21 protein-coding genes are annotated in these 22,389 nt (G+C 70.2%); 11 read left to right on the forward strand and 10 right to left on the reverse strand.

The features are described 5' to 3' along the window. Positions 1-21: 21 nt before the first annotated feature. From ACZ68P_RS25165 to ACZ68P_RS25190, 6 genes are all read right to left on the reverse strand, one after another. Positions 22-561: a hypothetical protein gene (locus ACZ68P_RS25165; RefSeq protein ID WP_471009854.1), complete on the reverse strand. Its 540-nt coding sequence runs from the start codon at positions 559-561 to the stop codon at positions 22-24. 82 nt (positions 562-643) lie between these two features. Continuing rightward, positions 644-1,402 (reverse strand): succinate dehydrogenase iron-sulfur subunit, encoded by a 759-nt coding sequence (locus ACZ68P_RS25170; protein WP_471009855.1) that lies wholly within the window; start codon positions 1,400-1,402, stop codon positions 644-646. Then, positions 1,402-3,156 carry a succinate dehydrogenase flavoprotein subunit gene (gene sdhA / locus ACZ68P_RS25175; protein WP_471009857.1) on the reverse strand — a complete coding sequence of 585 codons (1,755 nt, stop codon included), beginning with the start codon at positions 3,154-3,156 and terminating at the stop codon, positions 1,402-1,404. Before sdhA ends, ACZ68P_RS25170 begins: the two co-directional genes overlap by 1 nt. Positions 3,157-3,181: 25 nt before the next feature. Then, on the reverse strand, positions 3,182-3,658 hold the full coding sequence (locus ACZ68P_RS25180; protein WP_365720460.1) for a succinate dehydrogenase hydrophobic membrane anchor subunit: 477 nt from the start codon (positions 3,656-3,658) through the stop codon (positions 3,182-3,184). 8 nt (positions 3,659-3,666) lie between these two features. Further along, the gene (sdhC, locus tag ACZ68P_RS25185) at positions 3,667-4,047 is read right to left on the reverse strand and encodes a succinate dehydrogenase, cytochrome b556 subunit (protein WP_365720462.1); all 381 of its coding nucleotides are present in this window, start codon (positions 4,045-4,047) and stop codon (positions 3,667-3,669) included. A gap of 172 nt (positions 4,048-4,219) precedes the next feature. Next, positions 4,220-4,684, reverse strand: coding sequence for a 2-oxo-4-hydroxy-4-carboxy-5-ureidoimidazoline decarboxylase (locus ACZ68P_RS25190; protein WP_471009859.1), 465 nt, complete (start codon positions 4,682-4,684; stop codon positions 4,220-4,222). Positions 4,685-4,981: 297 nt separating this feature from the next. Here ACZ68P_RS25190 and ACZ68P_RS25195 point away from each other — a divergent pair, with 297 nt between their 5' ends. The 3 genes from ACZ68P_RS25195 to ACZ68P_RS25205 all read left to right on the forward strand — a co-directional run bounded on the left by ACZ68P_RS25195 (position 4,982) and on the right by ACZ68P_RS25205 (position 8,154). Beyond that, on the forward strand, positions 4,982-6,622 hold the full coding sequence (locus ACZ68P_RS25195) for a beta-N-acetylhexosaminidase (protein ID WP_471009861.1): 1,641 nt from the start codon (positions 4,982-4,984) through the stop codon (positions 6,620-6,622). Between the two features lie 274 nt (positions 6,623-6,896). Continuing rightward, on the forward strand, positions 6,897-7,547 hold the full coding sequence (locus tag ACZ68P_RS25200; RefSeq protein WP_471009864.1) for a DUF4328 domain-containing protein: 651 nt from the start codon (positions 6,897-6,899) through the stop codon (positions 7,545-7,547). Between the two features lie 58 nt (positions 7,548-7,605). Beyond that, a complete protein-coding gene (locus ACZ68P_RS25205) occupies positions 7,606-8,154 on the forward strand; it encodes a hypothetical protein (RefSeq protein ID WP_471009866.1) in 549 nt (182 codons plus the stop codon). 198 nt (positions 8,155-8,352) lie between these two features. Here the strand turns inward: ACZ68P_RS25205 and ACZ68P_RS25210 are convergent, their stop codons facing one another. Next, positions 8,353-9,099, reverse strand: coding sequence for a Clp protease N-terminal domain-containing protein (locus ACZ68P_RS25210; protein WP_471009867.1), 747 nt, complete (start codon positions 9,097-9,099; stop codon positions 8,353-8,355). A gap of 75 nt (positions 9,100-9,174) precedes the next feature. On the opposite strand from ACZ68P_RS25210, the gene ACZ68P_RS25215 reads away from it, so the two are divergent. From ACZ68P_RS25215 to ACZ68P_RS25235, 5 genes are all read left to right on the forward strand, one after another. Further along, positions 9,175-9,834 (forward strand): hypothetical protein, encoded by a 660-nt coding sequence (locus ACZ68P_RS25215; RefSeq protein WP_471009869.1) that lies wholly within the window; start codon positions 9,175-9,177, stop codon positions 9,832-9,834. A 615-nt stretch (positions 9,835-10,449) separates the two neighbouring features. After that, the gene (locus ACZ68P_RS25220; protein ID WP_471009870.1) at positions 10,450-12,696 is read left to right on the forward strand and encodes a hypothetical protein; all 2,247 of its coding nucleotides are present in this window, start codon (positions 10,450-10,452) and stop codon (positions 12,694-12,696) included. Between the two features lie 206 nt (positions 12,697-12,902). Next, complete coding sequence (locus ACZ68P_RS25225) at positions 12,903-13,262, forward strand: hypothetical protein (protein ID WP_471009872.1); 360 nt, start codon at positions 12,903-12,905, stop codon at positions 13,260-13,262. Positions 13,263-13,574: 312 nt separating this feature from the next. Further along, positions 13,575-14,252 carry an RNA polymerase sigma factor gene (locus tag ACZ68P_RS25230; RefSeq protein WP_471010159.1) on the forward strand — a complete coding sequence of 226 codons (678 nt, stop codon included), beginning with the start codon at positions 13,575-13,577 and terminating at the stop codon, positions 14,250-14,252. Beyond that, entirely contained in the window at positions 14,252-15,406 is a 1,155-nt protein-coding gene (locus ACZ68P_RS25235; protein WP_471009874.1) for a hypothetical protein, read from the forward strand. Before ACZ68P_RS25230 ends, ACZ68P_RS25235 begins: the two co-directional genes overlap by 1 nt. Positions 15,407-15,580: 174 nt before the next feature. On the opposite strand, the gene ACZ68P_RS25240 is transcribed toward ACZ68P_RS25235, so the two are convergent. Beyond that, a complete protein-coding gene (locus tag ACZ68P_RS25240) occupies positions 15,581-16,453 on the reverse strand; it encodes a L,D-transpeptidase family protein (protein ID WP_471009876.1) in 873 nt (290 codons plus the stop codon). Positions 16,454-16,643: 190 nt separating this feature from the next. Between ACZ68P_RS25240 and ACZ68P_RS25245 the strand changes: the two genes are divergently transcribed. The 3 genes from ACZ68P_RS25245 to ACZ68P_RS25255 all read left to right on the forward strand — a co-directional run bounded on the left by ACZ68P_RS25245 (position 16,644) and on the right by ACZ68P_RS25255 (position 19,845). Then, positions 16,644-18,224 (forward strand): acyl-CoA mutase large subunit family protein, encoded by a 1,581-nt coding sequence (locus ACZ68P_RS25245; protein ID WP_365720478.1) that lies wholly within the window; start codon positions 16,644-16,646, stop codon positions 18,222-18,224. Between the two features lie 69 nt (positions 18,225-18,293). Further along, positions 18,294-18,947, forward strand: a complete 654-nt coding sequence (gene leuE, locus ACZ68P_RS25250; RefSeq protein ID WP_471009879.1) for a leucine efflux protein LeuE — start codon at positions 18,294-18,296, stop codon at positions 18,945-18,947. A gap of 76 nt (positions 18,948-19,023) precedes the next feature. Further along, positions 19,024-19,845, forward strand: coding sequence for a MerR family transcriptional regulator (locus ACZ68P_RS25255; RefSeq protein ID WP_471009881.1), 822 nt, complete (start codon positions 19,024-19,026; stop codon positions 19,843-19,845). A 62-nt stretch (positions 19,846-19,907) separates the two neighbouring features. On the opposite strand, the gene ACZ68P_RS25260 is transcribed toward ACZ68P_RS25255, so the two are convergent. Beyond that, entirely contained in the window at positions 19,908-21,254 is a 1,347-nt protein-coding gene (locus ACZ68P_RS25260) for an alpha-2,8-polysialyltransferase family protein (protein ID WP_471009884.1), read from the reverse strand. Next, positions 21,251-22,258: a glycosyltransferase family 2 protein gene (locus ACZ68P_RS25265; protein WP_471009886.1), complete on the reverse strand. Its 1,008-nt coding sequence runs from the start codon at positions 22,256-22,258 to the stop codon at positions 21,251-21,253. The genes ACZ68P_RS25260 and ACZ68P_RS25265 overlap by 4 nt, the downstream gene beginning before the upstream one ends. Positions 22,259-22,389 lie beyond the last annotated feature (131 nt).

Genomic DNA, 22,389 nt, shown 5'->3' on the forward strand with positions numbered 1-22,389 from the left:
ACCGCCGGGTCGCCCTCCGCCTCACATGCTGAGCGAGCGCGCGTAGTTGAGCTGTCCCATCACCCAGGCGAAGCTGTCCGGACCGGTCGCCGGGATCATCGTGGAGTGGTGGCGGCCGGCGCTGGTCACGGTGACCTGGATGAAGCCCGTCGTCTGCTTCTCCTTCATCAGCAGGAACAGCAGCCCCAGCAGGCAGAAGATGAAGAAGACGATGGCCAGCACGATGGCGGCGGCCGGGATCTTCTCCTCGGTCCGCGACATGTCCATCGCGTTCCACACCGCGCCCTTGAGCGGCAGCGGACCGGCGGGCGTGATGATCTGGTCCCCGACGACGGTGATGTCACCCAGGCTGAGCAGCGGCGCCCCGCCGTGGGCGGCCACCGGCGGATGCTGCGGCGGCACCGGCACGCCCGGCAGCGTCGGCTGGTACGCGGGCCCGGGGGCCGCGTGCGGGTAGCCGTAGGCCGGCGTTCCGTGCGGGTAGCCGTAACCGGGCGCCCCCGCCCGCTGATCGGGACCCCACGTGTACTCCCCGTCCGCGTAAGGGTTCGGCTCGGTCATGACTCCCCGCTTTCCACAACGACAAAGGCCCGCTCCTGCACGCCGCAGCGTACAGAAGCGGGCCCCTGTCCCGAGCCGGCTCTCAGAAGCGGCGCGTGATCAGCGCGCGCTTGACTTCCTGGATGGCCTTCGTGACCTCGATGCCACGGGGGCACGCGTCCGTGCAGTTGAACGTCGTGCGGCAACGCCACACGCCGTCCTTGTCGTTCAGGATCTCCAGGCGCTGCTCGCCCGCCTCGTCACGCGAGTCGAAGATGAAGCGGTGCGCGTTGACGATCGCGGCCGGACCGAAGTACTGGCCGTCGTTCCAGAAGACCGGGCAGGACGACGTGCACGCGGCGCACAGGATGCACTTGGTGGTGTCGTCGAACCGCTCGCGGTCCTCGGCGGACTGCAGACGCTCGCGCGTCGGCTCGTTGCCCTTGGTGACCAGGAACGGCATGACGTCCCGGTACGCCTGGAAGAACGGCTCCATGTCGACCACGAGGTCCTTGAGGACCGTGAGGCCCTTGATGGCCTCGACCGTGATCGGCTTCTCCGGGTTGATGTCCTTGATCAGCGTCTTGCAGGCGAGCCTGTTCTTGCCGTTGATCCGCATCGCGTCGGAGCCGCAGATGCCGTGCGCGCAGGAGCGCCGGAAGGTCAGCGTGCCGTCGACGTCCCACTTGATCTTGTGGAGCGCGTCGAGCACGCGCTCCTTGGGGTCGATCGCGATCTGGAAGTCCTCCCAGACCGCCGCGTCGAGGACCTCGGGGTTGAAGCGGCGGATCCGGAGGGTGACCGTGATGTACGGCGAGGCGGCGGAGTCCTTCTCCACCTTGTCCAGTACGGGGGTAGCCATCAGTACTTACGCTCCATCGGCTGGTAGCGGGTCTGGACGACGGGCTTGTAGTCGAGCCGCACGGTCTCGGAGCCGTCGGCGCCGACCTCGCGGTACGCCATGGTGTGGCGCATGAAGTTGACGTCGTCGCGGTTGGGGTAGTCCTCGCGGTAGTGACCGCCGCGGGACTCCTTGCGCGCCAGGGCCGAGACGGCCATGACCTCGGCCAGGTCGAGAAGGTTGCCCAGCTCGATCGCCTCGAGCAGGTCCGTGTTGAAGCGCTTGCCCTTGTCCTGGATGGACACGTTCAGGTAGCGCTCGCGCAGTTCGGCGATCTTGTCGACCGCCGTCTTGATGGTCTGCTCGGTACGGAACACCATCACGTTGGCGTCCATCGTCTCCTGGAGCTCCTTGCGGAGGACGGAGACCCGCTCCGAACCCGTGGAGCTGCGCAGCCGCTCGACCTGCTCGGCGACGAACGACGCCGGGTTCTCGGGCAGCTCGACGAAGTCGGACTTCGCCGAGTACTCGGCGGCGGCGATGCCGGCGCGCTTGCCGAAGACGTTGATGTCCAGGAGCGAGTTGGTGCCCAGACGGTTGGCGCCGTGCACGGAGACACAGGCGACCTCGCCCGCCGCGTACAGGCCCGGGACGACGGTGGTGTTGTCGCTCAGGACCTCACCCTCGACGTTGGTCGGGATGCCGCCCATGGCGTAGTGCGCGGTCGGCTGGATCGGGATCGGGTCCGTGTAGGGCTCGATGCCGAGGTACGTCCGCGCGAACTCGGTGATGTCGGGGAGCTTGGCGTCCAGCTGCTCCGGCGGGAGGTGCGTCAGGTCGAGGTAGACGTGGTCGCCCTCGGGACCGCAGCCGCGGCCCTCGCGGATCTCCGTGTAGATGGAGCGCGAGACGACGTCACGGGACGCGAGGTCCTTCATGACCGGCGCGTACTTCTCCATGAAGCGCTCGCCGTCCTTGTTGCGGAGGATGCCGCCCTCACCGCGGGCGCCCTCCGTCAGCAGGATGCCCATGCGCCAGATGCCCGTCGGGTGGAACTGGAAGAACTCCATGTCCTCCAGGGGCAGACCGCGGCGGTAGCAGGCCGCCTGGCCGTCACCGGTCAGGGTGTGCGCGTTCGACGTCACCTTGAAGAACTTGCCGGTGCCGCCGGAGGCGTAGATGACGGCCTTGGCCTGGAAGATGTGGATCTCGCCGGTGGCCAGCTCGAAGGCGACCACACCGGCCGACTTCTTGACGCCGTCGACCTCGGTGATCAGCTGGTCCAGGACGTAGAACTCGTTGAAGAACTCCACGCCCTCCTTGACGCAGTTCTGGTACAGCGTCTGGAGGATCATGTGACCGGTGCGGTCCGCGGCGTAGCAGGACCGGCGGACCGGGGCCTCGCCGTGGTTGCGGGAGTGACCGCCGAAGCGGCGCTGGTCGATGGTGCCGTCCGGGGTGCGGTTGAACGGCAGGCCCATCTTCTCCAGGTCGAGGACGGCGTCGATGGCCTCCTTCGCCAGGATCTCGGCGGCGTCCTGGTCGACCAGGTAGTCACCGCCCTTGACCGTGTCGAAGGTGTGCCACTCCCAGTTGTCCTCCTCCACGTTGGCGAGCGCGGCGGCCATGCCGCCCTGCGCCGCGCCCGTGTGGGAGCGGGTGGGGTAGAGCTTCGTGAGCACGGCGGTGCGGCTGCGCTTCGTCGCCTCGATGGCGGCGCGCATGCCGGCGCCGCCGGCGCCGACGATGACGGTGTCGTACTTGTGGATCTTCATGTCGTGGATTACCTCAGCCCCGTGCCTAGCGGATGTTCGGGTCGAAGGTGAAGATCACCAGCGTGCCCAGAAGGATGGTGAACACCGTGGCGGTGTACAGCAGGCCCTTGAGCCACAGGCGCGTGTTGGCGCGCTCCGCGTAGTCGTTGATGACCGTGCGGAGGCCGTTGGCGCCGTGGAGCATGGCCAGCCACAGCATCAGCAGGTCCCAGACCTGCCAGAACGGGGACGCCCAGCGGCCCGCCACGAAGGCGAAGCCGATCTTGGAGACGCCGCCGTCCAGGAAGAGCTGGATCAGCAGGTGGCCGAGGACCAGGACGACGAGGACGACGCCGGACAGCCGCATGAAGAGCCAGGCGGCCATCTCGAAGTTGCCGCGGGTCGCCCGCGGGGTCCTGCCCGTGCGCTTGCGGGGTGCCTCGATGTACGGCGCGGGGTTGTCCACGTCGTAGCGGGGGCCGCCCTCGACGGGACCGATCGCGGAAGTGGTGTCAGCAGACATGTCTGGCGTCAGCTCCCGAACAGTTCACGTGCGGCGTGGCCGAGGACGGGATACACAGAGCCCGCCATCAGCACGACCCAGATGCCCACGACGGTCCAGAGCATCTGCTTCTGGTAGCGCGGGCCCTTGGACCAGAAGTCCACGGCGATGACCCTGAGGCCGTTCAGCGCGTGGAAGAGAATGGCGGCGACGAGGCCGTACTCGAGGAGTGCGACGATCGGCGTCTTGTACGTGGCGACGACATCGTCGTACGCCTCGGGGGAGACGCGGACGAGAGCGGTGTCCAGCACGTGTACGAACAGGAAGAAGAAGATGAGGACGCCGGTGACTCGATGAGCCACCCAGGACCACATTCCTTCCCGGCCGCGGTACAGCGTTCCAGCCGGCACGGAAAAACCCTCCGGGAGCGGGGATCAGGGTCGGCCGGCTTCAGTGTCGGTCTGACCCGGCCGGGTACGGTCCACCGGCCCTGGTCATCGTAGCGACGACTTGTCGGTTCGCTCGCGCGGGGTCCATAGGTGTGATCAAACAGGCACGGACGGGCTATCACACAAGCCCGAATCACCGCATAGCGGACAGATTCTGGTGGGACACCAGCTGAACGAGCCGTGCCCGGGCGAGTCGGCGGAGCTCGTCCGCCGTGATCGCCCGCTCCTCGTCCCGCTCGTTGCCCAGCCGCGACCGGAGGGCCGCGAGGACCTGGTCGAGCCGCTCACCGGGCCGCACCCCGTCGAGGCTGATCACGAAGGCGTGTCCGAAGCGGCTCTCGTACGCGCCGTGGGCGGCCCGCAGGGCCGTGTCTGCGGCCGGCGGGGCGTGCGGGTGCAGCGAGGCGGAGGCCGCCGACTCCTCGCCCGACAGCGCCTCGTCGAGGTCGGCCCGGGACAGGTCGTAGCCGGCCTCGTCGGCGGCGGCGAGCAGCGCGTCCAGCGTCGGGTACGGACGGTGCGCGGCCACCCGTTCGGCCCAACGGCGACTCCCGCAGCAGCCGAGGAGCAGCTCCTCCACCACGCCGGGCGGGGCCACGTTGAAGCGCAGGAGGCCGGTGGGGTGCCGGTGACCGCCCTGCCGGGCAGGTATGGCGGGGGAGCCCAGGTTCCTGGAGGGGGCGTGGGTGTCGCTGGTCAGCGTGGGCTCCGGGAAGGGTGGGGTGGGTGTGGCGCAACGTTATCGACGGGGAGGGGGAGTCGTCCGACGGATGCGCGAATTTCACCCGGAAGGGAGAGTTTCGGATACGGCGGTGGACGTTCCGGACGGCGCCGGGCCGCGCGCCCGATTCCCCCGGATGGCCCCGTTCCGCTTCCTGAGGGAGGATTCCGAGTGATGCGGTACTCCATACGGGGGTCCCACAGGGGCCCCGCTCTCCTCGCGGCCGTGGTGGCGTCGGTCACCGTGGCGGCCTGCTCCGGCGGGTCGTCGCAGGGGTCCACGGGAACCGTCTCCGGACCCGGTGCCCCGTCCTCCGCCGTCGGCGCGCCACCGACGCCGTCGACGCCGGGTGGGGCGAGCCCCACCCCCACACCGACCCCCACCCGGACCTATCCGCTCTCGTCCGCCCCTCTCACCATTCCCGCCGTCGCCTCGCACGAGCCGGCCCGGGGCCCCGGCTGGCGGCCGGCGCCGAACACGGGAGTCGTCGTCGCCAAGGGCAGCGAGCGCCTCGCCGACGAGGGCAGGCTCCTCGCGGGCGAGCTGAGGATCCCGTACCGAGGGGTGGCGGCCCCCCGCTCCGGCGATGTCGAGCTGGCGCTCGGCGGCAAGGGCGCCGCCGAGTCGTACACCCTCACGACCCGCGACAACCGCGTGCGGATCACCGGCCCGGACGAGGCCGGCGTCTTCTACGGCACCCGCACGCTCAAGCAGTCCGTCAAGGGCTCGGGCGCCATGCCCGAGGGCGTCGTGAACGACCGGCCGGCCAAGCCGCAGCGCGGACTGAACCTCGACATCGCCCGCAAGCACTTCGACGCGGGCTGGATCGAGGACCGCGTCCGCGAGATGGGGGACCTCAAGCTCAACCAGCTCGGCCTGCACTTCTCCGACGACCAGGGCTTCCGGATCGCCTCCGACACCCACCCCGAGATCGTCTCCGCCCAGCACCTCACCAAGGCCGAGGTACGGCGGATCATCGCCCTCGCGGCGAGCCGGCACATCACCGTCGTGCCCGAGATCGACTCGCCCGGACACCTCGGGGCCGTCCTGCGCGCCCACCCGGACCTCCGGCTGCTCAACGTCCAGGGGACCCCGCGCCAGGGGGCCATCGACATCTCCAAGCCGGGCGCGGCGGCGATCGTCGACGACCTGCTGCGGGAGTACTCCGCGCTGTTCCCCGGCGGCTGGTTCCACGTCGGCGCGGACGAGTACCAGGCGCTGACCGTGCGCGACCCGGCCGCCTCCTACCCGCAGCTCGCCACGGCGGCGCGGGAGAAGTACGGGCCGCAGGCCGGGATCCAGGACCTCGCGGAGGGCTGGCTCAACGACCGCGCGGCGGTCGTCCGGGCCGCGGACAAGACGGCCAAGGCCTGGAACGACGGCTTCTTCGGCGGCGGGGTCGTGAACGCCGACAAGAACATCGAGGTCGAGTACTGGACCGGCAAGGAGATCGGGGCCCGGCCGCCGGTCGAGTACCTGAGCGAGGGCCGGCCGGTGGTCAACCTCAACGACGAGTTCCTCTACTACGTCCTCGGCGAGCCGAACGAGTTCACGTACCCCACCGGCCGGCGCATCTACGAGCAGTGGACACCGCTGGTCCTGCGCGGCACGACACCGGTCCCCGAGCGGTACGGGCCCCAGATCCTGGGCGGCCGTTTCGCGGTCTGGTGCGACCTGGCGGGCGCCCAGACGCAGGCGCAGGTGGCCGCGGGGATACGGATGCCGCTGACGGCGACGGCGCAGAAACTGTGGGACGCGCGCGAGCCGACGCTGAGCTGGGAGCGGTTCCGGGCCCTGGCGGCGGAGGTGCGCTGAGCCGTCGACGGGCCGGGAGGGGGCTCTGGGTGGTTGAGGTGAGCCGAGTCGTCGACGGGCTGAGAGGGGTTGCGGGCCCCCGAGTCGTCGACGGGCTGAGAGGGGTTGCGGGCGCCGGGGGTGGAGGGGCGCCGAGCCGCCGGCGGTTGGGCGAGGGCTCCGGGCGGCGGAGGGGCGCCGAGGCGACGCGGGTACGCTCCCAGCGCTGCGGCCGCCCGGCCGCCCGGCGCCTCGGGGAGGGGTGCCGTCTCGTCCGTGGGGGTCTCGCTCACTCATGCTCCGCAATCCCGTCGGCCTGTCGTACGCCGTCGTGGCGCTGCTCGCGGCGATGGCCGTGGCCGACGCCGCCCTCTTCGCCGCGGCCCTCGACGTCCGCCTCCTGATGGCGGGGGGCTCTCAGGGCCACCCGGAGTGGGCGGACTTCGTGCACCCGGGTGTCGAGGGCGCCACGGTGGTCCGGGGGCTGGTGCAACTGGCGCTCACCGTCGTCTTCATCGTCTGGTTCTTCCGGGTCCGCAGGAACGCCGGAGTCTTCGCGCCCGATCTGCACCGCGGCGGCCCCGGCTGGGCCATCGGCGCCTGGTTCGTCCCGGTCGCCAACCTCTGGTGGCCGCGGAGCGTGGCGGCCGGCACCTGGCGGGCGAGCCGCCGGGACCCGTACGGCGACGGCAAGGGCGCGGGGGAGTCGTTCGCGGTGCTCAACCTGTGGTGGGCCTTCTGGATCCTGACGAACCTGGCCGACCCCTTCGCCACGGCGGTGTACGACGACGCCGACACGGCAGAGGAGTTCGCGGCCGGGGCGGGCTTCTTCATGGGCGCGGCTCTGGTGGACATCGTCGCGGCGGGGCTGGCGATCCTCTTCGTCCGTCGTCTGACCTCTATGCAGCGGTCGAAGGTCACTGGCATGATTCCGGCCGCGCAGTGACGTAAATGCGCCAAGCGGCGCAGTAAGAGGAGTACTGCGTCCGCTACGGGAGGCCTCCATGAGCCTGCTGGAACTGATCGACCTGGCCGACGAACGGGGTCTGGCCGCGGCCGGGCTCGCCTGCCTGGACCGGTGCCTGCCGCTGCTCGCGCCCGACGGCGGCGAGGCGCTCCGGCCCGTCTGGGCGGCCGTGGCGCGCGGAGACGGCGGTGCGTGGGGCGAGGCGCTCGCCAAGGCCGGCGTCGAGCTGGACGGTGCCCCCGCGAACGACGAGGCGGCCCGGCTCGTCCGGGAGATGCTGGGCGCCGCCCCCGCCGAGTGGGCCGCGCCGGACCTGCGCGCCTGGGCCTCGGGCTGTTCCGCCACCGCCCTCACGCTGCACGGGCGGTACGACGGGGCAGGAGGTGCGCCCGAACTGGTCGAGGCGTGCCGCTCCGGCGACGCGACCGGCGCGGGGCCGCTCCTCGCCGGCGAACTGCGCCGCCAGCACGCTGTTTTGGAATCCGTCGCCCACGGCCCGACGGGCCTGCGCCGGGCCCGCGAACTCTCCACGGAGGGCGGCCGGGTGCTCCGCGCGGTGGTCTCGCGCAGGGCGCGTACGGCCTGAGGCGTTTTGGGCGGAGCCGTGTGGGCCGGCAGGCCGCGCATACGGCGGCCGGGTGCTCCGCGTGGTCTCCTACGAGGGCTCTCGCCGCCTGAGACGTCGGGACAAGGTCGCGCGGCCCGGCAGGCGCGGCTCGCCCGGGGGCCGCGCCGCGGGGGACGGTGTCCCGGCCGGTGCCCGTCGGGCGTCCGGCCGGAACGGTCAGGCCTCCTGGCCCGGCAGGGACGCCGAGGCGATCGTCTCCGCGATCTCGCGCTCCGCCCGCGCCTTGTCGAGGCCGAGGCCCGTGAGGACGCCCTTGCCGTCCTCGAACTCAAGGAGCGCCAGCAGGATGTGCTCCGTACCGACGTAGTTGTGACCCAGACGCAGGGCCTCCCGGAACGTGAGCTCCAGGACCTTCTTCGCGCCCGCGTCGTACGGGATGAGCCCGGGCACCTCCTCCGCCGGCGGCGGCAGCGTCGCCGTGACGGCCTCGCGCACCTGGTCGGGGGTCACGCCTTGCGAACTGATCCAGAGGACGGCGATTCCCTCCGGCTCGGCGAGGAGGCCGAGGGCGAGGTGGCCGGGGAGCGTCTCGGCGTTGCGCGCGGCCGCGGCCTCGTTCTGCGCGGCCATCACGACGTTCCTGGCCCGCGGGGTGAACCGGTTGAAGCCCTCGCCCGGGTCCAGCTTCGTGGAGTCCGAGTCCTTGGGGTCCTTGGGCACGAAGCGCTTCTGGGCCGCCTGCCTGGTGACGCCCATGCTCCTGCCGATGTCGGTCCAGGAGGCGCCCGAACGCCGTGCCTGGTCCACGAAGTGGCCGATGAGGTGGTCCGCCACGTCGCCGAGGTGGTCCGCCGCGATGACCGCGTCGGAGAGCTGGTCGAGCGCGTCGGTGTGGACCTTCTTGATCGCTTCGATGAGGTCGTCGAGCCGGACGGGATGGGTCATGCCGACTGGTTTCGTCATGGGTGCAACCTTAGGTTGACAGTCGCACACTGTCAACCGTCGGTTGACACTGTGAGGGTCGTCATGATGATCTCCATGACGACGCCCGAGCACGCCCTCGCCGCCGACGACCTCCAGCACGCCGTCCGCCTCTGCCTCGCCACGCTGCGCGGCGCCTCGGCGGCAGGCGCCGCCGCCGACTGGCAACGGCCCGCCGGCTCGCTCACCTGGAGCTGCTGGGAGACCGCCGAGCACCTCGCCGACGACCTCTTCGCCTACGCCGTCCAGATCGGCCTCGAAGCCCCGCCGCTCGACACGGAGGTGCCCTTCCTCTGGACCCGGCGGCGCGAAGGAGGCCCGGCGAACGTCACCTTTGCCGACCCGGCGGCCGGCGTCCCCGGCCTCCTCCAGGTCCTCGAGTCCTGCGGCTCGCTGCTCACCGCCCTGGTCCGTACGGCTCCGGCCGACCGGCGCTCGTACCACTGCCACGGAGTCTCCGACCCGGCGGGCTTCGCGGCGATGGGCATCGTCGAGGTCCTGGTCCACACCCATGACATCGCCCTCGGCCTCGGCGTCCCCTGGACCCCACCGTCCGGCCTGTGCGCCCGCACCCTGACCCGCCTCTTCCCCGACGCCCCCACGGACACCGACCGTTGGCCGACCCTGCTGTGGGCCACGGGTCGCGGAGACCTCGAAGGACGCGACCGACTGACGACCTGGCGCTGGTTCGCCGAGGTCCGCGACGCAGGGGAGTAAGCGGGAAGGCTGTGCGCCCCATCTCGACCGGCACTGCGGAACCGGAGAACCGCAAGTGTTGATCGAGGTGACTCTTTACCGTAAAAACAGGTCCCCGTCAACGAAGGCCGGGGAAATAGGGAATCGAAGAATAATTCGAAAAGCTCCGCACCTCTCCATTGGTGCGTGTTCAAATTTGTAACCTGCGCTGAGGGCAGGATTCTTTTGACATGCTAGCGAGAGGGGTGATCGAGATCTGATCAATAATGAGCTCTTACGGTCATTGCGCAAAATCTGACTGTCGAGGGCTCCTGATGCTGGCAGAGTGGGTGTTCCTAGTCGCCACTCGAAGGGTTCCATCGATGTCCACGTCTCCGACTTCGGACCCTTCTCAGGAGCCGGATCCAGGATCTGAGAATGGCGCAGAGATCCTTCGCAGGCTTCATGAAGTAGAGCAATTGCAGGCGAGGCAGGCGAGAGAGCTCCGTCTCTCTCGGGTGATGCGGACGTTCTCTCTGCTCTTTAGCGTGCAGAACGCACTTCGGGATTCCGGTGGCGACGCTTCTAACCTCACGGCGAAAGCTCTCAGGGAAATCGCCAAGTTGTATGACTGGTAACAGTGAAAGAGGTGCTCGCGTGACTACCCTCGCAAAATCTGGCCCTTTCCCCTCCCCGGTTTCGGAAGAACGTCGGCGTGTCTGGGTGGATGCAGCCTTGGCCACACCGGGCGTGAACACCCCGCGAGCGGCCCTGGAGAATGCTGCTGCCTTCTTGGTTGATCCGGAAAGCACGCTGAGCGATCAGGATGCGCACGGCGGCCACACGCTCCGAGAGGGGGCCTTGCGGAGAGTGCGGACCGATGCGGGGGAAATGCTGATGGTCGAGGTGCAGTTGCATGGAGTGTCCGGAATCGTTTGGGAACACAACGAGCGGATCAGTTCCCTCTGGCACTCCACAGCAGATCCCGCTGTCGGCAGCAAAACTCAACGTTCGCTCACCAGGGTATTCCCTTGGGAGCGAGAGGAGGCAGACCCGGGCGAGGGACCTTATGCGGCTCTTATGAGCTATTCCCCAACTCGCGAGTGGCTGATGTCAAACACGGAAGAGGCAGCCGACGAGCTTGACCGGCGAGATGGACTGCGCGCCTACGACTTGAAGGAGGATTTGGTCCTCAATGGTCAACAAGAGCCGGGGATGTACATCCCTCAACTTTTCCGCCTAGAAGAAGAGCCTCCGCTCAATGACGTAGGAATCCCGAGGTATCCAACCGAGTATGTGGGCTGGATGGCTGTTCGCGGAAACAACCGCACTAAGCGACGTCAGGACATTTTTGGGGTGACGTCTGCTGAAGTTCTGGCCGGTGTCCCCGCAGTCAAACTGGGGTTGAGCAGTGACGAGATTCTTTTCGACCCGCACGTCTGGGTCGGTAAGCTTTCGGAACGCCTAAATCGGGAGCGAGCAGCAGCGGAGCGCGACGGTAATGAGGAAGACGCTGCGCTTCGGGCAACTAATGTGGCTGTGGTATCAGCGCATCTAGTGATCGGCTCGCCCACGCCGGAGCGGATTTACCGCATTGTGCAGATGAGTAATCGCCGTGACCATGTTCACCCGCCGCTTGAGTTTGTTCCAAACGATCGAGGCCGAGCTCTAGGGCGCAGCGTGCTCGGCGTGTATGTGGCCGAGGGGCTGCTCGACGAGAAGGAGTCTCAAGTCCTCTCGGGGCTGGCGCCCATCACGGACCTGCCCACAGCCCCTGAGGACGCCACGATTGCCGAGCTTCGAGATCTCCGGTCCATGATGATCTTGAGAGAGTTGTTCCCGGATGATCCGCAGAAGAAACTGCTGCTCCGTCGCGCCCTCAGTGAATCTCCCCCTTCACAGCTCAGTAGTCCGGAAATCAATCGGCGAGCGCGTGCATGGTCCGCCCTCACCTCGGAAAGCTACCCTGCACCCTGGAATCCGCGCATTGCGGAGGTATTCAACGCCGGAAGTGTCCGAGCCGGGCTTGTTTTTTCCGGGCGTCCGCTGAGAGAGCTACTGGCTGCTGCGGACTCGGATGATGAGGCGTTCGAAGAGTTGGTGGCTTACAGGGCTGCGCACTGGCTGGCTGCCTTCGACATCATCGATGCCGATCGAGGGTCGTTGACCGGTCAGAAGACCGACGATGACGACGGAGCGAAAGCTGCGCGCGTTCGGCGCACGGTGAAGAATCACCTCAACGCTCTGCGGAATAACCGGGGCATGGCGGTGGCATTGCTCCGTGAACTGGCTGAGGCGATGAACGACGGGGACCGAAAGCCTCGGCGGGTGAGCCGCTCGGGCAACCTGCTCATCGAGGAGATGAACACAGCCTGGTTCGACCGAGAATTTCCGAAAGAGTCTGGGAAGCGCCCACAGAAGGTGCCTTCACCCCGGCGCAGCCAGAGCTCCCCTCCGCCACTGCCGCTCGCCGGTGGAGGCGGTTATACAGCACCGATTACCGCATCGTCTTCGCAGTACTCGCTGCCGGTTTCGTCCTCACAGGGTGTCATTCCATCTGCCCTTCCTGTTCCGGCGACGTTGGGCGCGGCGGCGTGTGCCGGCGAGAAGAACCACGCGTCTGACCCGCAATCAGAACTCGCCGTGCCCGCTACCGATCACTCCGAGCTCACCTGGGGACAGCTCGTCGACGAAGTGGATCTGACGACGCGCGAGCTGCTCGGGGCCGCGCACCGCGCCAAAGACGTGTTCGGCCTGCTGACGTCCACAGCAGCCAAGGAGGACGTGGCGCGCCCGCTGGCGAACCAGGCGGGAAGTGAGGTCATGCGTAACCTCGCAGAAGCGGTTCAGGCAGTCCGCGCTCTGCGCGAGGCCGGCGAGGACCTGGGGGGGCGGGCCGAATAGCAAGGGCCTCACGGAGGGGGTGCGGTCCGCGTCTGCCGGCCGGCGGCGAACGCGGCGGCAGGTTCCACGGGTCTGATCGCCACTGCGGACTGCTCCGCTTGCCGGCGGCGAGCCGGGTCGGGGTGGACAGCTCAGGGTGCCCCAGTAGCTTTGAGCGGGTGCATATTCCCACTCGCTTATATCGGCGGTTCTGCCGCCTTCCCTCTGTGCTCCAGGGGCTCCTCTGGTGTGTCCTCTTCCTGACTCTCCTCAGCTCGGCGTGGGCGCTGCGCGGCGAAGGCGCGAGCGGCCGGCCGGGAGTTTCGGACGGGAAGGGCTCGCCGAGCGTCTTCGACCACGGTTACTCGATCACGAGAACAGTGCTGGCCAACAACCAGATCACGCTGCAAGTTCCTGGTTCCGGACCCGGGACCGTTCGCGACACGCTGTACAAGAACTGCCAGGGCATCGTGCAACGGATCATGGCGGGTGGGAAGGCGCCCACAGGCTTTCACTCGTCGCCCGAGGAGTGGTATCGCGGCTGCACCGGTTACCTGGCCGAGTGGTTCGCGAAGCGGGAGCAGTGACGGCCCACCCGGCGGAGGGGGCGTCACCAGTAAGGCGGAGGGGCGTCGCCGGGAAAAGGAAGACGACCAGGGCCGCCACCCCCCACAGGAGAGGCCCCGGTCGTCGTCCGCCGGGGCCGCAGCACGGCCCCGTACTCCTCTCAGCGCCAGGCGTGCGTTTTCTGTCACACCGCGGGGCGGGCGGAGAAGGTTGCAGTTTGTACAAAGAGCGGACGAACATGGACGCGACGACGGAGAAGGACGTAGCGTGCTGCTGCGCGCCGGGCGGCGTGGCGGTGGTGACCAGCCGCGATGACGAACAGGTTGTGGGGAGTGCTGGGGGACGACGCGGAGCTGACGGCCGCCGTGCTCGCCGCGCGGAACGGGGACGAGGACGCCTTCCGTGCGGTGTACCGCGCCGTGCATCCCCGGCTGCTCGGCTACATACGTACGCTCGTCGGTGACGCCGACGCCGAAGACGTGGCCTCCGAGTCCTGGCTCCAGATAGCCCGTGACCTCGACCGCTTCGACGGCGACGCCGACCGGTTCCGGGGCTGGGCGGCCCGTATCGCCCGCAACCGGGCGCTCGACCACATCCGCATGCGGGGCAGGCGCCCCGCCGTGGGCGGCGACGAGACCGAACTCACCGACAAGCCGGCCGACTCCGACACCGCGGACGAGGCCATGGAAGCACTCGCCACCGGCCGTACCATGCACCTGATCGCGCAACTCCCGCAGGACCAGGCCGAGGCCGTGGTCCTCCGGGTCGTCGTCGGCCTGGACGCCAAGAGCGCCGCCGACACCCTCGGCAAACGTCCCGGCGCCGTACGGACGGCGGCGCACCGCGGTCTCAAGCGGCTCGCCGAACTCCTCGGGGCCGACGGCGCCGACGGGGCCGACGCGAGCGCCGTCCCGCTCGGGGGCGTACCGCCGCAGCGCGGCCGCGGGCAGGCTGCCCCGGCCCCGGGTGGTGTGACGCAATCGCGCGCGTGTACGCAGAAGGACATGTGATGGCCGACGAGCGGTACCCATGGCTCGACCAGGAGGCCGCGGAGCGGTTGCTGCGCGGCGAACCGGTCGACGCCGTCGACGATCACGCCCGTGAACAGGCCGGACGCCTGGCCCGCGCCCTCGAATCCGCCCGTGCCGTGCCGCCCGCCCTCGCGGCGGAGGCCGAGCTTCCGGGCGAGGCGGCGGCCCTGGCCGCCTTCCGCGAGGTGACGGCCAGGGCCGCCGCCCTCGCGGCGTCCGCCGCCGGCGCACCCGGGCCTACCGCCGCCGAGCTCGACGGCGTGCGGCTCGCCCCTCCCGCCTCCGCCCGGAAGTGGGGGCGCTCCCTGCGGTACGGCCTGGCCGCCGCGGTCGCGGCCGTCGCCGTGGGCGGCGTCGCCGTCGCCGCCGGCACGGGTCTGCTGCCCCGGCCGTTCGCCGACGCCCCCGCGCCCGCCTCGTCCGTGACGGTCGCCGACACCCCCGAACCACTGCGCTCCGAGACCCCCGAGGACGGCTCGGGTACCGCCACGCCCCCGGCGCCCCCCGGCACCGAGAGTCCGTCCGCCGGTCCGTCCCCCTCGTCGTCGGGCGCGCCCTCGGCCACGCCCGGGTCGGGCGGTACGGCCGGACCGGACGGCGGCAGCCCCGAGCCCCGGCGGAGCGGGAGCGCCTCCGACCCGGACCGGTCCACCTTCCGGGCGAAGACCCTCAAGGCGTGCCAGGACTACAAGGCCGGACGCCTGGACGACAGCGACCAGCGGCGGCTCGCCGGATCGGCGCGGAGCGGCGAGACCGTCCGCCGCTTCTGCGACCGGGTCCTGGCCGGCGACTGGAGCGGCTCGGGCGACTACGGGAGCTCCACCGGATCGGGGTCCTCGGGCTCGACCGGCCGGACCTCCGGCGGTGATTCCGGCGGCAAGGGCGACGACCAGAGCGGCGACGACGGCTCCGGCGACGAGAGCGATCGAGGCGACAGCGCCGCCGGCCCCGTCGGAGCGCCCGGCTCCGGCGGCTGGAACGGCGGACACGGCGGCGGCCACGGGAACACCAGCGCCGGCAAGGGCGGTGACGACGGCCGGAGCAAGGGCCGCGACCGGTCCGGGCGCGCCCTCGCCGCCCCCGGAAGCACCCCCGGACCGGCCGACGCGCAGCCCCTCACCCTCCAGGTGTGACACTTTCGGGCCCGCCGACGCAGTACTGAGTGAGCCGACTGGTCATCGGCCGCGCATGGAGCCAAGGTTCCCCCCGTACCTTCGGCTCTGCGCACAGGCGCGGGTGGGACACGTTCCCCCGGTCCCACCCGCGCCCTTTCCTCCTCGACCGCCCGCCACCCGGGCGGCAGCCGCTCACCAGTGGACGACGACCTTGTCGCCGACCCGCACCTGGTCGAAGAGCGCCGAGAGCTTCCCCCGGTCCCGTACGTTCACGCAGCCGTGAGAGGCACCGTTGTAGCCGCGGGCGGCGAAGTCCGCCGAGTAGTGCACGGCCTGTCCCCGGCTGAAGTACATCGAGTACGGCATCGGCGTGTGGTAGAGCTTCGACCAGTCGTTACGGACCTTGCGGTCGACGTTGAAGATGCCCTCGCGGGTCGGCGTGTTCTCCGAACCGAAGCGCACGTCCATCGACGAGACGACCTTGCCGTCGATCATCCAGGCCAGCGTCCTGCTCTCCTTGCTGATGCACAGCACCCGGCCCGTCATGCAGCGGGCGTCCGGCTTGTCCAGCTTGTTCGTCGTGGACGGCTTCAGCTCGTCCGCCGTCGGCTCGTGGGTCATCGCGACCAGACGCTGCCAGGTGGTCTCGTCCACCGAACCGGTCTGCGGCAGCTCCCGCTTCTTCTGGAAGGCCGAGACGGCCTTGCCCGTGATCGTGCCGTAGAAGCCGGTGGGCGCCCGGTCGAAGTAGCCGACCTGGCGCAGCCGCGCCTGCAACTCCCGCACCTGCGTGTTCTCGTCGCCGTCCTTCATCAGGACCGTGCCCCCGGACGCGTCCGCGGTGGGCGAGGAGGACGGCTCGTCGTCCGTCGTGGGCGTCGCCGACGGCTCCGCCGAGGACGCGGAGGCGCTCGGTTCGGGAGCGGGGGAGGACGACGCGGAGGTGGGAGACGACGACGGCGCCCCCACCCCCTCCGAGCCGGCCGCCTGGGCCGTACAGCCGGTGGCCAGGGCCACGGCGGCCGCGGCCAGGAGTGCTCTGCGTATGACGGACGAACGGCGCATCTTTTCCCCCCGAATGAGTCTGTGACTTATGTGATGCTTACCGGCCCCGCTTGGTTGCGCGGCGGCGGAAAGTCCGGAGCATGCTGTGAGGAAGGTCCCAGCGTGCGGGCCTCCATCCGCCGCACGGCCGCCGCTACAGTCCGTCACGACGTTCGGTACCGCTGAGTAGGTCTATCGGGAGGCACAGCAGATGGCGCGCGAGTCGGAGTCGGGGCTGCCCATCGAGCCGGTCTACGGACCGGCCGCCCTGGAGGGGTGGGACCCCGCCGAGAAGCTGGGCGAGCCGGGCTCGTACCCCTTCACCCGCGGCGTGTACCCGTCGATGTACACCGGCCGGCCCTGGACGATGCGGCAGTACGCGGGCTTCGGCACCGCCGTCGAGTCCAACGCCCGCTACAAGCAGCTCATCGACAACGGCACCATGGGCCTGTCCGTCGCCTTCGACCTGCCCACCCAGATGGGCCACGACTCCGACGCCCCGATCGCGCACGGCGAGGTCGGCAAGGTCGGTGTGGCCGTCGACTCGATCGACGACATGCGCGTGCTCTTCGGCGGGATCCCGCTGGACAAGGTCTCGACCTCGATGACCATCAACGCCCCCGCCGCCCTGCTGCTCCTGCTCTACCAACTCGTGGGCGAGGAGCAGGGCGTCCCGGCGGACCGGCTGACCGGCACGATCCAGAACGACGTACTCAAGGAGTACATCGCCCGCGGCACGTACATCTTCCCGCCCAAGCCGTCGCTGCGGCTGATCGCGGACATCTTCAAGTACTGCAAGGCCGAGATCCCGAAGTGGAACACCATCTCGATCTCCGGCTACCACATGGCCGAGGCCGGCGCCTCGCCCGCGCAGGAGATCGCCTTCACCCTCGCGGACGGCATCGAGTACGTCCGTACCGCCGTCGCGGCGGGCATGGACGTGGACGACTTCGCGCCCCGGCTCTCCTTCTTCTTCGTGGCCCGTACGACCATCCTCGAGGAGGTCGCGAAGTTCCGTGCCGCCCGCCGGATCTGGGCCCGGGTGATGAAGGAGGAGTTCGGCGCGAAGAACCCCAAGTCGCTGATGCTCCGCTTCCACACCCAGACCGCCGGCGTGCAGCTCACCGCCCAGCAGCCCGAGGTGAACCTGGTGCGCGTGGCCGTCCAGGGGCTCGCGGCCGTCCTCGGCGGCACCCAGTCGCTGCACACGAACTCCTTCGACGAGGCCATCGCCCTGCCGACGGACAAGAGCGCCCGGCTCGCCCTGCGCACGCAGCAGGTCCTCGCCTACGAGACGGACGTCACCGCCACCGTCGACCCGTTCGCCGGGTCGTACGTCGTCGAGAAGATGACCGACGACGTCGAGGCGGCCGCGGTCGCCCTCATGGAGAAGGTGGAGGACCTCGGCGGCGCGGTCAACGCGATCGAGCGCGGATTCCAGAAGAGCGAGATCGAGCGCTCCGCCTACCGCATCGCGCAGGAGACCGACAGCGGCGAGCGGGTCGTCGTCGGCGTCAACCGCTACACGATGGACGTCGAGGAGCCCTACGAGCCGCTGCGGGTGGACCCGGCGATCGAGGCCCAGCAGGCCGAGCGGCTCGCCAGGCTGCGCGCCGAGCGGGACCAGGCGGCCGTGGACGCGGCGCTGGTCGAGCTGAAGAAGGCCGCGGAGGGCACCGACAACGTGCTCTACCCGATGAAGGACGCCCTCAGGGCGCGCGCGACGGTCGGCGAGGTCTGCAACGCGCTGCGCGAGGTCTGGGGCACCTACGTCCCGACCGACGCCTTCTGATCTTTCGGGCCTTTCCGGCATACGGAATCACGAGGCGGAGTGTCGTACCCCTGTGCGAGACTCCGCCTCATGCTGGGTGTCACCGATCTGCCGACCTATCTCGCGGGCCTCGTCCTCATCATCCTCCTGCCGGGGCCGAACTCGCTGTACGTGCTGTCCGTCGCCGCCCGCAAGGGCACCCGGACGGGATACAAGGCCGCGGCCGGCGTCTTCACCGGCGACGCGGTCCTGATGACGCTCGCCGCGCTCGGCGCGGCGTCGCTGCTGCAGACCACGCCGCTCCTCTTCATGATCGTGAAGTACGCGGGCGCGGGCTATCTGACCTGGATGGCCGTCGGGATGCTGCGGGCGGCGTGGGCGATGTGGCGAGCCCGCGGCGAGATGTCCGCCGACGGGACCGCCGAGGCCCCGGCCGCTCCCGAGGAGCGGCCGTACCGCCGCGCGCTGATCATCAGCCTGTTCAACCCCAAGGCGATCCTCTTCCTGATCTCCTTCTTCGTGCAGTTCGTGGACCCCGGGTACGCCTACCCGGCGCTCTCGTTCCTCGTCCTCGGCACGCTGCTCCAGCTCGGCAGCTTCCTCTACCTCACGACGCTGATATTCGGCGGGACCCGGCTCGCGGCGGCCTTCCGCTCCCGCCGCCGCCTCGCGGCGGGAGCGACCACGGCCGCCGGCGCCCTCTTCCTCGGCTTCGCGGCGAAGCTCTCGCTGGCAGGGGCCTGAACTCCGGCGCCCGAGCCCTCGGGGGCCGCGGGCGGTTGACCCTGACACCGTGTGAGGCCGTTCCGTAGGGGGCGTCATGTTCATCATCGGAGACTTCGCCCGGCACGGGCGGGTGTCGGTCCGCATGCTGCGCCACTACGACGCCATCGGACTGCTGCGCCCGGCCCATGTCGACCCGCACAGCGGCTACCGCTTCTACGAGGCGGACCAGCTCGCCCGGCTCAACCGCGTCATCGCGCTCAAGGAACTCGGCTTCACCCTCGACCAGGTGCGGGTGATCCTCGACGAGCGGATCGGCGCCGAGGAACTGCGCGGCATGCTGCGGCTGCGCCAGGCCGAGCTGGAGACGGCCCTGGCGGAGGCGGCGGGACGGCTCGCCCGGGTTGGGACGAGGCTCCGGGCCATCGAGAGCGAGGGACGCATGTCCACCCAGGACGTCGTGATCAAGAAGGTTCCGCCGGTCCGTCTGGCCGAGCTGAGCGGGGTGGCCGCCGGCTTCGGGCCCGGCGAGATCGGGCCGGTGATCCAGCCCCTCTACGACCGGCTGTGCGAGCGGCTGGCGGCGGCGGGCGTGTCCGGGTTCGGCCCGGGGATCGCCTACTACGAGGACGCGGGCAACGGCGACGGCTCGGTCGTCGTCCACGCCGGCATGACCGTCCCGGCCGGGGCGGAGGCGGACGGGGTCGACTTCGTCGTCCTGCCCGGGCTCGAGGAGGCGGCGACGGTCGTCCACCGGGGCCCGATGGACGACATCCTGCCGACCGCCCAGACCCTGGCCACCTGGATCGACGCCCACGGCTACCGCTCGGCGGGCTACGCCAGGGAGCTGTACCTGGAGTGCCCGGACGACAGGTCGAAGTGGGTGACGGAACTCCAGGAGGCGGTCGTCCGCGTGTGACGGCCGGCTCGCGGCGAGGGAGGGGCCGGTGCGACCCCGCCCCTCCCGCGGGCCCCGCCCCGCTATCGGCTCAGCGCCCGCTTCAGGCGCAGCGCGTGGCGGGCGAGGCGGCGGACGCGGGGATGCCGGGGGACGGGGAGGCCGCCCGGGAGACCGAGCACGGTCAGGCGGCGGCGCGTGAAGTGGTGCCGGGTGCGCTCGGCGAGCGGCCCGGAGAGGTGGCGTACGGCGGCGTCCCGCAGGTCCGGACGGATCTTCGGTTGCATCGCGAACCCGACCGCCGCGACCAGCCCGGCCAGTTCCTCCGCCTCCGGGACCCGGCCCGGTGCGTCCTCCTCCAGATCCGGCAGGAGCGCGTCGGCGAGGGCCAGGGGGACGCGGTTGCTGTTCTGGTACGGGGTGAGCCGGGCCAGGAGTGTCCGGGTGCCGACCCGGGCGACCGGGATGCCGTAGAAGGCGCGGGCCGTGAAGAGTCCGGTGGAGAAGCAGCCGACCACCAGCGCCGGCCGTAGCTCCCGGTAGAGCACTTCGGCCAGGACGGGGCGGTCCAGGACGGTCAGCTCGGCGCCGAGCCGCTCCGCCTCCAGTGCCAGGCTCCTGGTCCAGGCGTCCGGCGCCGTGGGGTGCGGCTTGAACGCGAGCCGCCGGTGCCCGCGCGCGATCGCGCCGCGGACCATCCGCAGGTGCAGCTCCTCCTCCTCGGCAGGGGTGAGAAGGGACAGCGCCGCCAGGTACTGCCCAAGGAGCAGGGCGGGCCGGTCCTCCTCACCCGCGCGTGCCGAGCCGCCCGAATCCCCAGCCCCCGCCCCCGCGCCGGGCCTCTCCGCGAGCTCGGCGACCACCTTCGTGAACGCCTCCGTGGGGACCACCGTCGCCGTCACCCCGAACTCCGCGAGCAGCAGCGGTGCGAGGCCGGGCACCAGATCGAGGTGGAGCAGCCGCCGCACCCGCTCGCCGACGAGCGGCTCGATCTTGTTACGGGTCGGTCCGTAGCTCATCAGCCCGTCCGCGTACACGTCCAGCGCCGCGTCCGGGAACAGCCGGGCGATCGTCAGCGCGGGCGTCACCTGCACGGACTCCAGAGCCAGTTCGAGCCGGTCGTCGCCGAGCCCCCACAGTAGCCGCAGATGGCGCTCCAGGAGGGGCAGGTCGTCGGCCCGAGGGGTCCAGCCGGCGGGGTGGAGCGGCGAGATCGCCTCGTTCCAGGACAGGACGGCGTCGAAACGGCCGCGCAGTCCTTCGAAACCGGGCATCCGGTCCAGCGCGGGTGTCGTCTCCGGCACCGCCGCGTTGTTGGCGACGACCAGCAGCCGTCGGTCGGCGGGGCCGAAGCAGCCGCTGTCCAGGGCGGCGGCCAGCGTCGTGGCTCCGTACAGGGTGGAGGCGTAGAAGATCTGGGTGGTCCTCACGCGGCCACCTCCGCGCTCCGGGCCCGGGGGAGGGAGACGGCGGCCGCGCGGTGACGGCGGAGCAGCTTGCGCAGCACCGCCGCGCGCTGGGCGTCCATCGACCCCAGCGCCTCGCGGAGAACGTCCTGCGGCATGCGCCGCAGCGCCGCAGCGCTCATCGCCCGCAATTCCTTCGCCACGGCCGGTTCGTATCGCCCGGTGTTGCCGAGGTGGTGGGAAATGAGCGCGCAATAGGTGCGGACCGCTTTCGGGAGAAGGAGGCCGGCTTCATGATCGTCCGTTGTTTCGTCGATCACCTGGTCGAATGCGCGAATGAAATCGAGCTGTCGTATATCGCCGACCTGTGTGAGAGATGTGGAGACTCCACGCCGGTAGAAGATTCCCAGCGTGCTCACCGCGGCGAAGGAATCCGCCTCCCGGTGCAGTCTCCAGATCCACGGCCGGTCCTCCGCCGTCCGCAGCCCGGGCGTGAAGCGCAGCAGGCCGCGGTCGAGCAGCCGCCGGTCGTAGAGCCCCGCCCAGGCGTACGGGTAGTCCACCGACGTGGTCCTGTCGGCGGGCAGGATCGCGTCCCGGGGACGCAGCACCTCGCCGCGCCGCCCGACCGGAGACCGGCGCACCGCGCGGGCCCGGCCGGTCACCCGTACGTGATCGGTGCGCAGGAAGTCGCACCCCAACCGCTCGATGGTGTCCACCAGTTCGGCGTAGTGGCCGGGGGCGACCCAGTCGTCCCCGTCGAGGAAGGCGAGGTAGCGGCCGCGGGCCGCGTCCAGGCCGGTGTTGCGCGCGGTGGCGAGGCCCTCGTTGCGTGGGTGTCGGAGCAGGACGGCGCCCGGGACCTCGCGCCCGGCCCGTTCGAGCAGCTCCGTGGTCCCGTCCGTCGAGCAGTCGTCGACGAGAAGGAACTCGAAGTCCTCGCGGGCGTTGGCGCGCAGGCTCCTGAGGGTGTCCGGGGCGTATGCGTGCACGTTGTAGAACGGCACGACGACGGAGAGCTTGACCACGCGGCCGACGCTATGCGCCGCCCCGGCATTCGTCCTGACCGGCAGAGGGATGCCTGGTGAACACGAAGCGGCGGGGCCCTTAACCGACCCGGGGAAAACCCCCGCCATCGTCGGCGACATCACTTTCCCGG

It is taken from the genome of Streptomyces sp. NPDC036822, from assembly GCF_055609145.1.

Coding starts and splice junctions, on each gene's coding strand:
- ACZ68P_RS25165 (WP_471009854.1), bottom strand. CDS start 561: ATGACCGAGCCGAACCCTTACGCGGACGGGGAGTACACGTGGGGTCCC.
- ACZ68P_RS25170 (WP_471009855.1), bottom strand. CDS start 1,402: ATGGCTACCCCCGTACTGGACAAGGTGGAGAAGGACTCCGCCGCCTCG.
- sdhA (WP_471009857.1), bottom strand. CDS start 3,156: ATGAAGATCCACAAGTACGACACCGTCATCGTCGGCGCCGGCGGCGCC.
- ACZ68P_RS25180 (WP_365720460.1), bottom strand. CDS start 3,658: ATGTCTGCTGACACCACTTCCGCGATCGGTCCCGTCGAGGGCGGCCCC.
- ACZ68P_RS25195 (WP_471009861.1), top strand. CDS start 4,982: ATGCGGTACTCCATACGGGGGTCCCACAGGGGCCCCGCTCTCCTCGCG.
- ACZ68P_RS25200 (WP_471009864.1), top strand. CDS start 6,897: ATGCTCCGCAATCCCGTCGGCCTGTCGTACGCCGTCGTGGCGCTGCTC.
- ACZ68P_RS25205 (WP_471009866.1), top strand. CDS start 7,606: ATGAGCCTGCTGGAACTGATCGACCTGGCCGACGAACGGGGTCTGGCC.
- ACZ68P_RS25210 (WP_471009867.1), bottom strand. CDS start 9,099: ATGACGAAACCAGTCGGCATGACCCATCCCGTCCGGCTCGACGACCTC.
- ACZ68P_RS25215 (WP_471009869.1), top strand. CDS start 9,175: ATGACGACGCCCGAGCACGCCCTCGCCGCCGACGACCTCCAGCACGCC.
- ACZ68P_RS25235 (WP_471009874.1), top strand. CDS start 14,252: ATGGCCGACGAGCGGTACCCATGGCTCGACCAGGAGGCCGCGGAGCGG.
- ACZ68P_RS25240 (WP_471009876.1), bottom strand. CDS start 16,453: ATGCGCCGTTCGTCCGTCATACGCAGAGCACTCCTGGCCGCGGCCGCC.
- ACZ68P_RS25245 (WP_365720478.1), top strand. CDS start 16,644: ATGGCGCGCGAGTCGGAGTCGGGGCTGCCCATCGAGCCGGTCTACGGA.
- leuE (WP_471009879.1), top strand. CDS start 18,294: ATGCTGGGTGTCACCGATCTGCCGACCTATCTCGCGGGCCTCGTCCTC.
- ACZ68P_RS25255 (WP_471009881.1), top strand. CDS start 19,024: ATGTTCATCATCGGAGACTTCGCCCGGCACGGGCGGGTGTCGGTCCGC.